A 12,449-nucleotide genomic window follows, 5' to 3' on the forward strand; every position below is an offset into this window, starting at 1 on the left:
CCCTGGACGGTGTAACGACGCTCACACTACGCCGCCCCGACACAATGGAGCTGTGGCTGACGACCCCTATCTCTGGCTCGAGGACATCACCGGCGATGACGCGTTGGACTGGGTGCGCGCGCACAACGAACCGACGATCGCCGAGTTCGGCGGTGACCGGTTCGAGCAGATGCGCGCCGAGGCGCTCGAGGTGCTCGACACCGATGCCCGCATTCCGTACGTGCGGCGGCGCGGCGAGTACCTCTACAACTTCTGGCGCGACGCGGACAATCCGCGCGGGCTGTGGCGGCGCACGACGCTCGCGAGTTACCGCACCGAAGAACCCGACTGGGACGTGATCATCGACATCGATGCGATTGCCGCCGCCGATGGCGAGAAGTGGGTGTGGGCCGGAGCGTCGGTCATAGAACCCGACCACTCGCGGGCGCTGATCTCATTGTCTCCGGGCGGCTCAGACGCGGCGATCGTGCGTGAATTCGACATGGCGACACGGCAGTTCGTCACCGACGGTTTCGAGGTACCGGAGGCCAAGACGCAGATCAGCTGGGAGGACGAGGACACCGTTCTGATCGGCACCGACTTCGGCGAAGGTTCGCTCACCGAGTCGGGATACCCGCGACTGGTGAAACGCTGGCGTCGCGATCAGCCGCTGCAGGACGCCGAGACGTTGTTCAGCGGAGCTGAAACCGACGTCCTGGTGGGCGCCTCGGCGGACCGCACTCCTGGTTTCGAGCGCATCCTACTGAGCCGTGCGATCGACTTTTTCAACGAAGAGGTCTACGAGGTGCGCGGCAACGAGTTGATCCGGATCGACGCCCCGACCGATGCGACGGTGTCGGTGCACCGTGGCTGGCTGCTGATCGAGCTGCGCACCGATTGGTCCAGCGGCGGTGCCGAGTATGCGGCCGGCTCGTTGCTGGCCGCCGATTATGACGAGTTTCTCTCCGGCACCGCCGAATTGGCCGTGGTGTTCGAGCCCGACGAGCACACGAGTCTGTACCAATACGCGTGGACACGGGACAAGTTGTTCGTGGTGACGCTGGCCGACGTCGCGAGCCGAGTGCAAGTCGTCACGCCAGGGTTGTGGCGCGCCGAGTCGGTTCCGGGCATTCCCGACAACGCCAACACCGTCATCGCGACCGCCGACGACCTGGGCGACGAGATCTTCTTCGACTCAAGCGGTTTCGATACGCCGTCGCGGCTTCTCTACGCTTCTGGCGGCGACGAACTGACCGAGATCAAACGGGCGCCGTCGTTCTTCGATGCCGCCGACCTGGACATCTCTCAGAACTTCGCGACGTCGACCGACGGCACGGCGATTCCGTACTTCGTCGTGAGCCACCGCCATGTGCGGGCGGCCGGGCCCACCCTGCTCGGCGGTTACGGCGGGTTCGAGGTCGCACGAACACCCGGCTACGACGGTGTGCTGGGCAGGCTGTGGCTGGCCCGCGGCGGCACCTACGTGCTGGCGAACATCCGCGGTGGCGGCGAATACGGTCCGACGTGGCACACCCAGGCCATGCGCGAGGGCAGGCACCTCGTCGCCGAGGACTTCGCCGCGGTGGCGCGGGATCTGGTGGACCGCGGCATCACCAGTGTCGAGCAGCTCGGCGCCCAGGGCGGCAGCAACGGCGGGCTGCTGATGGGCATCATGCTGACCCAGTACCCGGAGCTGTTCGGCGCGCTGGTGTGCAGTGTTCCGCTGCTCGACATGCGCCGGTTCCACCTGCTGCTTGCCGGCGCCTCGTGGGTGGCTGAGTACGGCGACCCCGACGATCCGGACGACTGGGAATTCATCTCGAAATACTCGCCGTACCAGAATATTTCGACCGATCGCCGATACCCACCGGTGCTGATCACCACCTCGACCCGCGACGACCGCGTCCACCCGGGCCATGCCAGGAAGATGACGGCGGCGCTCGAGGCTGCCGGCCATCCGGTGCACTACTACGAGAACATCGAAGGTGGCCATGCCGGTGCGGCCGACAACGCCCAGACCGCGTTCCGCTCCGCGCTGATCTACGAGTTCCTCTGGTCTCAGCTGACCAACTGATCGCCCAGGAATCGGTCCTGCCCGGTGACGCCGGGCAGGACGAAGAAGAAGCCCCCGCCGACCGGCAGGATGTATTCCTCGAGTGGCTCGCCGGCCAGGCGGCGCTGCACGGCCAGGAAACCCTTCTCCAGACTGCGTTGGTAGGCGATGAAGGCCAGCCCCTGATCGAGCCGCCCGGCGCCGTCGAAACCCCGGGAATAGTTGAATCCGCGCCGAAGGATCAGGTTTTGCTCGGTTTCGGGCGTGCGGGGGTTCGCCAGGCGGATGTGTGCGGTGAGCGGAATCCTCTTGCCGTCAGGATCTTCGGCGTAGTCGGGATCGGTGAACTCGCCGGAGCGCCCCAGCGGGGCGCCGCTGATCTTGCTGCGGCCGATCAGCGCTTCCTGCTCGACGAGCTGGGTGCGGTCCCAGAATTCGACGAACATACGGATGATGCGCACCGCCTGGTATGAACCGCCGACCGCCCATTCGGGCTCGCCGTCGCCGGGTCCGACCCACACGTGGCGGTCCATCAGAGCGTTGTCGTCGACGTCGAGATTGGCTGTTCCGTCCTTGAACCCCAGAAGGTTTCGCGGGGTCGCCGTTTCCGAGACACGACCCGCACCGATCCCCCGGGCGTAGCCATCGACCATCCACCGCAACACCAGATCGCTTCTGGTGCGACGCATCAACTGGCGCAACGCGAACTGCACCGTGTCGTTGTGGCCCGCTTCGAAGATGATCGAGATGTCACCGTGCGAGAGTTTGGGGTCGAGCCTGTCGTTGGCCAGAAACGGCATGGTGACAAGTTCGTTGGGCTTGCGGTCAGCCAGACCGAACCGCTTGTCGAACAAAGATGCTCCGACCCCGACGACTATCGAAAGGTCGTCGGCGGGCGGCTTGTCACCCAAGATGCCGGAGTCGACGGGCGGGTAGGCGGGGTCGCGGATCTCGGGCGGCTTGCCCGCCATCAGTCCCCGAATCTCCTCGGTCAGCTTGCGCAGCGTCTCAGTCAGCCCGGCACGATCCTTGGCGTGCACGTTGAACGAGGCGATCAGTCCCTGTTCTGGAATCGGCAGCGCGGTGACGCCGGTCTGATGCGTCCCTTCGAACGGAACGAATCGGCCCTCCTGGGCGGCCTTGGGCGACGGCTCGGACGACGAGCAGCCCGCCAGCGACGCGCCGGCACCTACCGCGACACCGGCGCCCAGCGCCCCCGTGAAAAACCCTCGTCGTGAAATACCCGAGCGCGAACGCCGCTGAGTCACTGCAGCTTCAACACCCCGGAGACCTGAGCCAGGTTCTCGGAGAGGCCGGCGAGTTCGGCCTTCAGCTTGTCGATCATCGCCGGATCCACGGTCACCTCGGGGCAGCGCGGCGACGGATACGGGTCGTTCTGCGTGCAGAACAGCACCCACCCGTCACCGCGTCGCAGCGGCCGCATGGTGTCGAAGATCTGGTCGAAGCCGGCGTCGATCTTGCCCAGCAGTGCCGGGTCGGTCTGCGACAGAGCCTGACTCAGTTTGTCGACCGCGGCCTGCGAGCCCTGAAGGTTGGCGTCGAAGTCCCACAGGTCGGTCTTGGAATAACGGTCTTCCTCGCCGGTGATCTTGCCTTCGGACACCTCTTCGATGAGTTCGGCCGCACCGGTGGAGACGTCGACCGGCTTCACCTCGACGGAAGCGAACTGGTCCTTGAGCGTGGCGACGTCCTTGTCGAGCTGGTCGGCGAACGGGGCGCCGCCTTCGGTGGTGTTCTGCTGGAACAACAGGTACTCGAGGCGGTGCCAGCCGGTGAACGCCGGATCGTCGACGCCGGCGAAGTCGTCGACGCGGGCGTCGACCTTGCCGTCGATCTCCTCGACGAGGCCCGCCAGCGGTTCGATGCGCTCCCACGGCAGGCGCGACGGAGCGTAGGCGTCCTGGGCGGCCTGCAGATTGTTCGCCCGCACGGCGTCGGTGAACGTCTTGACGGCACCGACGAGTTCGTCGATCTGGGACGTCGCGTACGCCTTGTATTCGGTTGCTGCTTTTTCGACGGCGGGGTTCGGCGCCGCCGCGGATGCGCTGGTCTCGCTCGCGGCCGACGTGGAGGTTTCGCTACCGCCGGAGTCCTCGCTCGAGCAGCCGGAAAGAATCAGGCTCGCCGCCGCAACCGGCACGGACCATGCGAAATAGCGGTTCATTGGGACCTCTCACTCGGAGAGGCTGAACATAACACCCTGGCCATCTGCGAGGGTAGGCACACCTAAAATTGCGGCTCGGCGGTGAGGTTGCTGCGCGCTCGCACCTCGAACTCCAACGCCAACTGATTCAGCGTCATCGGTAGCGGCCGCTGCGATGACAGCGTCGGTGTCGATGCCAATTCGACGTCGAGAGCGCTCACAAGATGGGCCAGCATCGTGGCGGTCACCAACAACACCAGGTTGCGGCCGGGGCATTCGGCGGGCCCCGCCGAGAACGGCACCAACTGCGGATGCTCCTGCGCTCGGCCGTCGAGCCAGATCTCTGGGGTGAACTCGTGCGCGAACGGCAGCAGATCGGCATCGCGGTGGAAGGCCGGCGCGACGATCATGACGCCGTCGCCCTTCGCGATCGTCTGGCCGCGCACGTCGGTGTCTTCGGCCGCGTCGCGCAGAATCGTCGGCGTCGTCGGCCACAGCCGCACCGACTCCAGCACGCACCCGCGCAGGTAGGGCCGCAGCGAGGCGTGGCCCGGGTCACCGGCGTCCTCCAGAGCATCGGCGTGCTGTTGCGGATGCGTCGCCAACAACGCGAGGGCACGAAGCGTCGCCATGCCTGCGGCGTCGAATGCGAACAGCCATTGCGGAATCTGACCCACCGGGTCAACGGCTCCGCTGGCCGGGGCCGCGGCGACCGCACCGGCCAACGTGTTCGCTTGCGGCTCCTCGACGTAGCGGTACAGGTGCTCGAAGAATTTCGCGCGCATCCGGTAGTGCGGCAGCGCCAGGAACGACCAGTTGCCTGCCTTGCGCAACCGCCGCAGCTCGTCGGTAATCGCCTCGTCGTCGCGTGCTCGATCGCCAAGAGTCAGCCGTCGCACGATCCGCCACCATGCGGTCATGAACTGCGCCGAGTCCATCCGGCCCCGCGCGCCCGCCTCCGATATCAGCCGCCGCGCCTCGTCGGCCACCACGTCGACAACCGACGGAGCCAGGCTGTGCAGTTCCCATCCGGATTCCAGCGCGACGTCGTTGAGCGCACGACGTTGCTGACGAATGGAACCCTGGCTGATCAGCACACCGTGCGGTTGAAACCACTGCAGCGCCTTGCGCTTCTCCTGGCTCGCCGGGTCGAATGGCCTCGGGGCACCGGTAAGCACCCGGCCCACGTCCTCCGGGTCGATGATCACCACCATCCGTCGGCCGGGCAACACCAATTCGACTGGCCCGCGGCCGAATTCGCTGCGCAGCTGCTGCATCCGCTTCACGGCGCGCTCGTCGGCCTGCAGCTTCTCGAGCAGTCGCACGACCGGACGCCGCCGCGCGATCACTCCGGCAGCGATCGACGCGAAGCCCAAATCCGTCAACGCCGCCGCCGCGCGCGCGCCGGTCAGGCGATTCTTCATGGTCCCCGATTACCCATGGCCGACTCTGTCAAACTGCAGAGATGCCGACATCGCCGCAGTTCGAGACGCTGCTCTACACGACGGATGGACCGATCGCGACCGTCACGCTGAACCGGCCCGAGCACCTCAACACGATCGTGCCGCCGATGCCCGACGAGATCGAATCGGCGATCGGACTGGCCGAGCGCGACCCCGCCGTCAAGGTCGTCGTGCTGCGCGGCGCGGGCCTCGCGTTCTCCGGCGGCTACGACTTCGGCGGTGGCTTCACGCACTGGGGCGAGGCGATGAACACCGACGGACGCTGGGATCCCGGTAAGGATTTCGCGATGGTCAGCGCGCGCGAGACCGGTCCAACTCAGAAGTTCATGGCTATCTGGCGCGCGTCGAAACCCGTTATCGCACAGGTACATGGCTGGTGTGTCGGCGGCGCAAGCGACTACGCGCTGTGCGCCGACATTGTCATCGCCAGCGACGACGCCGTGATCGGGACGCCGTATGCCCGCATGTGGGGGGCTTACCTGACCGGCATGTGGCTATACCGCCTGAGCCTGGCCAAGGTGAAGTGGCATTCGCTCACGGGTGAACCACTCACCGGGACAGAAGCTGCCGCAGTCGAACTCATCAACGAGTCCGTGCCGTTCGACAGGCTCGAGGCCCGGGTCAAAGAGGTGGCAGGTAGGCTGGCGCGGATCCCGCTCTCCCAGTTGCAGGCGCAGAAGCTGATCGTCAACCAGGCCTACGAGAACATGGGTCTGGCTTCGACGCAGACGCTCGGCGGCATTCTCGACGGGCTGATGCGCAACACTCCTGAGGCGCTGTCTTTCATTGAAACCGCTGGAGCGCAGGGGGTTCGGGCCGCGGTGGAAAGGCGTGACGGCCCGTGGGGCGACTACAGCCAGGCCCCGCCCGACAAGCGTCCCGACCCGTCGCACATCATCGAACCCTAGAGCCCGGCGCGCAGGTCGAGGAGGGCGTCGAGATCGGCGATCGCGCGCAGCGTGTCGTTGAGGTGCGTGCACGTGCTGGTCCCGACGAATTCGCGGCGAATACGCTCGCGCATCTCGCCCAGCGTCATCCCCCGGATCCGCGCCGCGCTCCCGATCGCCTGAGGGCATTCCTGCCACGGCAGCACCCGGACGTCGGCTGTCACCGCCGTGACGGTGCGCGTCGACGTCTGGACCGAACCGGCGACGGTGTATTCGTGCACGATTGTCTCGACGCCGTCGCCGTCGACGTGGGAATCACGGAAGTGCGCATCGAACTGAGCCGACGATTCGTCGACCGGGCACAGGTCGAGCCGTCGCAACCGTCGCATCCCGTGGGCGCGCAACGGTTCGACGGGGTGTAAGCCCGCCGCCCCGATTGGCGGAGCCACCGGCCCGTGCACCGACGGAATGGTGCCGTTGCGCCTTGCGTATCCGACGAGTGAGGCTTGCGGCGCGAAACCCGCGCAGATGCCGGCCATTCGGTCGGCGGTGCCCGCGGGCAGTTTCTCCTCGACGCCGGCCACGATCGCGGCGTGCTGCACGGAGTATCCGGCGACCAGGGCTGCCCCCACCCAGTCGTCGAGCAGCAGGTGAAGGAGGCTGGAGCGCGCGACCTCGTCGGGCAGCAGCGTCGCCACCGTCGCCCGGAATCCGGGTCCGATCCGGTTGCCCAGCAACTGCGCGAGCCGCACGTCGGGGGGCGTCGACCCGATGTCCTCGATCACCCGCTCGGCGAGGTGGGCGCGCACCCGCACGTCGCCGAGCACGTTCACCCCGTCCCCCGCGGCTGCCACATCACGCGCCCGAAGGTCCACATGTGACGCGCCGGGACCGGCCGGATGGGTGTCGATGGTGCTGGTGCGCCGCAGCGCTCCCGCCGCGAGCGGTGCGTCCGTCCGGACGGGGTGCTGCGGCCCCACGATGTCCGAGACGAACGGCATGCGAGAACGGTACCGGTCGGTGCGGCTACTGCGGTCGGCGCAAGCCACCTAGCATCGCCGCGACCACGCCGAGCACCACCAGCACGCCGCCTGCCGCCAGCGTGATGTTCAGCCAGGTGTGCAGGCTGTCCTCGGCATGGTTGACCATCACATCGGCGACCGTCCGGATGTCACCGGTGGTGCGGTTGAGCGCGTCGTTGACATAGCCCCGCGCGATCTCGAAGCCGGCCCATCCCGCCGCGCCTACCAGTAGCGCCGATACGCCAAGCGCGGCAATGGCTTTGCCGCGCGCTCGCGCAGCCGACAACGTGAGCAGCGCGAACACGCCCGTCAGGATCGTTGCGCCGATGCTGACCCACGGTCCCCACGTCGCCAGCACCCGCAACTTTCCCGGCCGCAGTCCCGTCGTCTCGGGCACGGTGATCGGTACCGTCAGCGTCTGCGGGACGTCGAGATCCAGATTGCCCAGCGTCTCGCGCAGCGACGGATCGTTGAGCATCGGCGCGATGTCGATCAGCCAGCGACCCTGCGACCCCTGCTCCTGCTGCGCCGAATCGGTGAACATCCAGCGGTGGGCGATGCGGTTGGCCGCGGCGAACTGGCCGGGGAAACCCGCGTTGCCGGTATAGCCGGCGGCCACGCCGTGCACGAGGTCGCGGTTGAGTTCGAAGCCGTTGTCGGAGGCGAAGGCGAGGATCTGGGTCGTCAACTCCGACGCCATCGCTTGCTGCAACTGCGCGTCGTCGGCGGCCGACGCGGCCATCGATGCGTAGCCGTCCTCGCTGACCACGTGACGCTGCGCCCACATGGTCGGCACCGCGACCGCGAGCAGGACCGTGGTGACGAGCCACAGAAACACGGTCGTCACCAACCGCACGCGTCCTCCTTGCCGGACGCGCCGACTCGACGTCAGTCGGAAAGGGCGCGTCCCACGATGAGCGGGTCGGGCCTGCCGACCACCTCATGGTCCTTGTTGTCGTAGTCGAACTTACTCAACACGTAGCGCATCGCATTGACCCGCGCGCGCTTCTTGTCGTTGCTCTTGACCACCGTCCACGGTGCGACCTCGGTGTCGGTCCATGCGAACATGTCTTCCTTGGCCGCGGTGTAGTCATCCCACTTGTCCAGTGACGCAACGTCGGTCGGCGAGAGCTTCCACTGCCGGACCGGGTCGACCTGGCGGATGGTGAAGCGGGTGCGCTGCTCGGACGGCGACACCGAGAACCACAGCTTGGTCAGGCTGATCCCGTCGTTGACCAACATCTGCTCGAACAGCGGCACCTGGCGGATGAACTCGGCATGCTGCCTGGGGCTGCAGAAACCCATCACCCGCTCGACACCGGCGCGGTTGTACCAGGACCGGTCGAACATGACGATCTCCCCGGCGTGCGGCAGATGGCTGACGTAGCGCTGGAAATACCACTGGGTGCGTTCCTTCTCAGTCGGCTTCTCCAAGGCCACCACCCGGGCGCCGCGGGGGTTGAGGTGCTCCATGAACCGCTTGATCGTGCCGCCCTTGCCCGCCGCGTCGCGGCCCTCGAACACGATGACGTGCCGGTGACCGTTGGCCTGGCTCCACTTCTGCAGTTTCAGCAACTCGATCTGCAGCAGGCGCTTCTGCTCCTCGTACTCGTCGCGGCTCATGCGCTCGCTGTACGGGTAGTTCTCCCGCCAGGTGTCGACTGACAGCCCGCTGGGGTCCAGCAACACGGGGTCGTCATCGTCGTCGTCGCGCACACGGTAGCCGTGCGAATCCAAAGTCACCGGCAGAACGTATCGACGCACGCGGACGCCGAGGTGACGGTTCGGTGAACGGCGGGTGCGGACGCGAGGAGCGAGAACGGCGGGTGCGGACAGGTGCCTACTTGGCCTTGCGGCGCGGTCCCCTCAGCGCGAGCTTCGTCATCATCGTGTTCATCCGCTTGAGAGCGCGCTGCGAATTGTTGTAGTAGTTGCCGCCGGCGCCGACGTTGGTGCGTGGCGCCACCACCGCCTCCTGCCTGCAGTACTTGCGCAGCCCCTCCGCGCCGCCGAAGCGCGCGCCCATTCCGGAGGTCTTCCATCCGCCCATCGGGGCCGTCGTGCACATCAGGTTCGAGATGACGTCGTTGACGTTGACCGCGCCACAGTCCAGCTCCACCGCAACGTCTTTCGCCCGCTGGATGTTCTTGGAGAACACCGCGGCGCTGAGGCCGTACGGGCTGTCGTTCGCCAGCCGGACGGCTTCACCGACGGTCGACACCTTCATGATCGGCAGAGTCGGCCCGAATGTCTCTTCGGTCATGCACAGCATCGAATGGTCGACGTCGACGAGCACCGTCGGCGGGTAGAAGGTGCCGGCGCCTGCGGTGCGCTCACCGCCGGTCAGGACCCGCGCGCCCTTTTCCTTCGCGTCGGCGACATGACGCTCGGTGACCGCGAGCTGGGTCTCGTCGATCATCGCGCCGAAGTCGTTGCCGTCGCCCGCGCCGATCTTCAAGTTCTTGACGTCACGCACGACTGCGTCGACGAATCGGTCGTACACCGACTCCAGCACGTACACGCGCTCGACGGATACGCACGTTTGGCCCGCGTTGAAGAACGCACCCCACACCGCGGCGTGCGCGGCCAGGTCGACATCGGCGTCGTCGAGCACGAGCATCGGATCCTTGCCGCCGAGTTCGAGGCTGACCGGAGTGAGCGTGCGCGCTGCCCGCTCCATCACCTTGGCTCCAGTCGCACACGATCCGGTGAACTGGACGAAGTCTGAGTTGTCGATGACGGCTTCGGACACCTCGCGGGCGCCCTGGGTCAGCGCGAGCACCTCGGGGGCGCCGCAGTCCTGCCAGCCACGCAGCAGCAGTTCGGCCGTCAGCGGAGTGCGCTCGGAGGGCTTGAGCAGCACGGCGCAACCCGCCGCCAGCGCAGCGATCGCGTCCATCAGGGCATTGGCGACCGGATAGTTCCACGGCGCGATAATGCCGACGAGTGGACGCGGGCGGTAGTGCACCTCCACTCGTTTGATCGCCAGGAACGGCAGCGCCGCGGGCCTGCGTTCCGGCGCGAGCGCCTTCTCCATCGTCTTGATGTAGTAGGCCGCGATCATGATCAGAAGCGGCACCTCCTGGGCGGCGTCGGTGGCCGACTTGCCGGTCTCCTTGATCAGCAGCGATTCGATCTCGGCGCGGTGATCACCGAGCCACACCGCGTAGCGGGCCAGGACCCGGGCGCGGCCCTGGGCGCCGCGGGCCTCCCACTCCTTCTGCGCCTTGCGCAGACCCGCCGCGATGCGGGGGATGTCGGCGGGATCGGTCCACCGCACGCTTCCGGCGACGGCGCCGGTCGCCGGGTTGCGGATGGTGCTGGTGTCGGGCAGCGAGTCTTGCGTCGCGGTCATAGCCTTATGTTAGCCACCGCGTGTGACGTAGATCGCACCGGGGTTGACACGTGTCAAGTCCGGTTTGGCGATCAATGCGGCCACGCCGACGAGTGCGGTGCCCAGCAGCAGCCCACCGAACGTGTCGGTGAGGTAGTGGAAAGTAGCGCCGACCCCGATGGCGCCCAGCACGCTGACACCGACGCCTACCCATACCGCCCACAACGCGCCGCCGGCCAGCACGATTGCCAGGCCCCAGATCACGACCGTCACCGTCACATGTCCGCTCGGATAAGCCAGTCCCGACCCTTTCTCGCGGCCGATCACCGGCTTGAGCAACTGCACCAGGCCGTAGGCCGCGAGCGGAAACACAAGCGCTACAACGACAGTGCGCCACCATCGCCGGTACAGCGCGACGCCGACGACCACGGCGAGTACGAGCCCGTTGAGCCACGGACTGACGAACACCGTCAGCCACCGCAGCGGAATCTCTTCCAACCCGTGGAACCAGTCGTCGAGCCGGGTGGAGCCGTGGGGCAGAGCGAATCCCAGGATCAGCATCCCGAGCACTCCGATCGGCCACAGCCGAAGCGCTTTGTCCAGCGTCACTTCAGCGGCAGATCCCACGCACATACGCCGCCTGGCCCAGATGCTGAGCCGCGTCGTCGACGATGCTGACCAGCCGCGCGCCTGCGGTGACTGGCGGATCCCACTGTTCGTCGACGATGCGGCCGAGCTCTTCGGGTGTGACCGAGGCGATGTATTCGAGCGTGGCTTTGTGCACAGAGTGGTAATACCCGGCGAGCAGATCAGCCGGCACACGCACCTTGGCGACCTCCTCCGGTCCGTCGCCGTAACCCATCGCGTCGCGGGGCAGGTCGAGACCGAACCGGTCGACCCACTCGTCGCGAAACCACACCTGTTCCGTGCCGGCGAGGGCACTCAGCTGCAGGTCCTGCTGACGGGCGCTGTGCCAGATCAGCCACGCGATGCTGTTGGCGGTGGCCGTCGGACGGAAGAAGGCCACCTCGTCGGTCAACCCGTCGGTCAGGTCCTCGACATGCTCGATCTGCCTGGTGAACGCGTCACGCAGCAGTTCGCGGACCGTCGCCGCCTCAGTGTCAGCCATGGCCCAAACGCTACCGTTCTGGTCTCAGCCCTCCGGCTGCGCGCCGTGGAAAACCGCTTCGACGTTGTTGCCGTCCGGGTCGCGCACAAAGGCGCCGAAGTAGCCGGGGTGGTACTCCGGCCACAGCCGCGGCGCGTGCAGCGACTCGGCGCCCGCCTGCAGCGCCGCGTCGTAGAACGCGCGCACGGCGTCAGTGTCGGCGGCCCGGAACGCGAAGTGCGTTTCGCGGTTGGGTCCGGCGGCCTCACCGGCGCTCATGTCGGCGATCCAGAAATCGGGGTGGCCGTCCCTGCCGTAGCCGATGGCGACGTGGTAGTCCAGCTGCCTGGTGTAGCCCAGTACGCCGAGGACGGTGTCATAGAAGGCTTTCGCCTTCTCCCAGTCGGCGCAGTTGATTCCGAAGTGATCGATCACGCGC

The 12,449-nt window shown here is 66.9% G+C and carries 11 protein-coding genes and 1 pseudogene; 2 read left to right on the forward strand and 10 right to left on the reverse strand.

The window, feature by feature from the left end:
- Positions 1-10: 10 nt before the first annotated feature.
- Positions 11-2,053 (forward strand): annotated as a pseudogene (locus N4S67_RS09115) (prolyl oligopeptidase family serine peptidase); the annotation flags it as partial.
- Here N4S67_RS09115 and N4S67_RS09120 read toward each other — a convergent pair.
- From N4S67_RS09120 to N4S67_RS09130, 3 genes are all read right to left on the reverse strand, one after another.
- Positions 2,038-3,300 (reverse strand): Dyp-type peroxidase, encoded by a 1,263-nt coding sequence (locus N4S67_RS09120; protein WP_260992623.1) that lies wholly within the window; start codon positions 3,298-3,300, stop codon positions 2,038-2,040. The pseudogene N4S67_RS09115 and the gene N4S67_RS09120 sit on opposite strands and share 16 nt — an antisense overlap.
- Positions 3,297-4,217, reverse strand: coding sequence for an EfeM/EfeO family lipoprotein (locus N4S67_RS09125; protein WP_260992624.1), 921 nt, complete (start codon positions 4,215-4,217; stop codon positions 3,297-3,299). Before N4S67_RS09125 ends, N4S67_RS09120 begins: the two co-directional genes overlap by 4 nt.
- Positions 4,218-4,279: 62 nt before the next feature.
- Positions 4,280-5,620 carry a cytochrome P450 gene (locus N4S67_RS09130; protein ID WP_260992625.1) on the reverse strand — a complete coding sequence of 447 codons (1,341 nt, stop codon included), beginning with the start codon at positions 5,618-5,620 and terminating at the stop codon, positions 4,280-4,282.
- A gap of 41 nt (positions 5,621-5,661) precedes the next feature.
- Between N4S67_RS09130 and N4S67_RS09135 the strand changes: the two genes are divergently transcribed.
- A complete protein-coding gene (locus tag N4S67_RS09135; protein WP_260992626.1) occupies positions 5,662-6,567 on the forward strand; it encodes a crotonase/enoyl-CoA hydratase family protein in 906 nt (301 codons plus the stop codon).
- Here N4S67_RS09135 and N4S67_RS09140 read toward each other — a convergent pair.
- The 7 genes from N4S67_RS09140 to N4S67_RS09170 all read right to left on the reverse strand — a co-directional run bounded on the left by N4S67_RS09140 (position 6,564) and on the right by N4S67_RS09170 (position 12,445).
- Entirely contained in the window at positions 6,564-7,547 is a 984-nt protein-coding gene (locus N4S67_RS09140; protein ID WP_260992627.1) for a DUF2889 domain-containing protein, read from the reverse strand. The genes N4S67_RS09135 and N4S67_RS09140 overlap by 4 nt on opposite strands.
- Positions 7,548-7,572: 25 nt before the next feature.
- Positions 7,573-8,424, reverse strand: a complete 852-nt coding sequence (locus tag N4S67_RS09145; RefSeq protein WP_260992628.1) for a hypothetical protein — start codon at positions 8,422-8,424, stop codon at positions 7,573-7,575.
- A gap of 32 nt (positions 8,425-8,456) precedes the next feature.
- The gene (ppk2, locus tag N4S67_RS09150; protein ID WP_260992629.1) at positions 8,457-9,311 is read right to left on the reverse strand and encodes a polyphosphate kinase 2; all 855 of its coding nucleotides are present in this window, start codon (positions 9,309-9,311) and stop codon (positions 8,457-8,459) included.
- A gap of 97 nt (positions 9,312-9,408) precedes the next feature.
- Positions 9,409-10,923, reverse strand: a complete 1,515-nt coding sequence (locus tag N4S67_RS09155) for an aldehyde dehydrogenase family protein (protein ID WP_260992630.1) — start codon at positions 10,921-10,923, stop codon at positions 9,409-9,411.
- Positions 10,924-10,932: 9 nt separating this feature from the next.
- A complete protein-coding gene (locus tag N4S67_RS09160) occupies positions 10,933-11,529 on the reverse strand; it encodes a phosphoesterase PA-phosphatase (protein ID WP_260992631.1) in 597 nt (198 codons plus the stop codon).
- A complete protein-coding gene (locus N4S67_RS09165) occupies positions 11,513-12,031 on the reverse strand; it encodes a mycothiol transferase (RefSeq protein ID WP_260992632.1) in 519 nt (172 codons plus the stop codon). Before N4S67_RS09165 ends, N4S67_RS09160 begins: the two co-directional genes overlap by 17 nt.
- 24 nt (positions 12,032-12,055) lie before the next feature.
- Positions 12,056-12,445, reverse strand: coding sequence for a VOC family protein (locus N4S67_RS09170; protein WP_260992633.1), 390 nt, complete (start codon positions 12,443-12,445; stop codon positions 12,056-12,058).
- Between the last annotated feature and the right edge of the window lie 4 nt (positions 12,446-12,449).

The sequence above is a fragment of the Mycobacterium deserti genome (assembly GCF_025345615.1).
GTDB lineage: Bacteria > Actinomycetota > Actinomycetes > Mycobacteriales > Mycobacteriaceae > Mycobacterium > Mycobacterium deserti.

Bases quoted from the DNA above. Each gene is read 5' to 3' on its own strand.
- N4S67_RS09130 (WP_260992625.1), bottom strand. From the start codon at position 5,620: ATGAAGAATCGCCTGACCGGCGCGCGCGCGGCGGCGGCGTTGACGGAT.
- N4S67_RS09125 (WP_260992624.1), bottom strand. From the start codon at position 4,217: ATGAACCGCTATTTCGCATGGTCCGTGCCGGTTGCGGCGGCGAGCCTG.
- N4S67_RS09140 (WP_260992627.1), bottom strand. From the start codon at position 7,547: ATGCCGTTCGTCTCGGACATCGTGGGGCCGCAGCACCCCGTCCGGACG.
- N4S67_RS09165 (WP_260992632.1), bottom strand. From the start codon at position 12,031: ATGGCTGACACTGAGGCGGCGACGGTCCGCGAACTGCTGCGTGACGCG.
- N4S67_RS09135 (WP_260992626.1), top strand. From the start codon at position 5,662: ATGCCGACATCGCCGCAGTTCGAGACGCTGCTCTACACGACGGATGGA.
- N4S67_RS09155 (WP_260992630.1), bottom strand. From the start codon at position 10,923: ATGACCGCGACGCAAGACTCGCTGCCCGACACCAGCACCATCCGCAAC.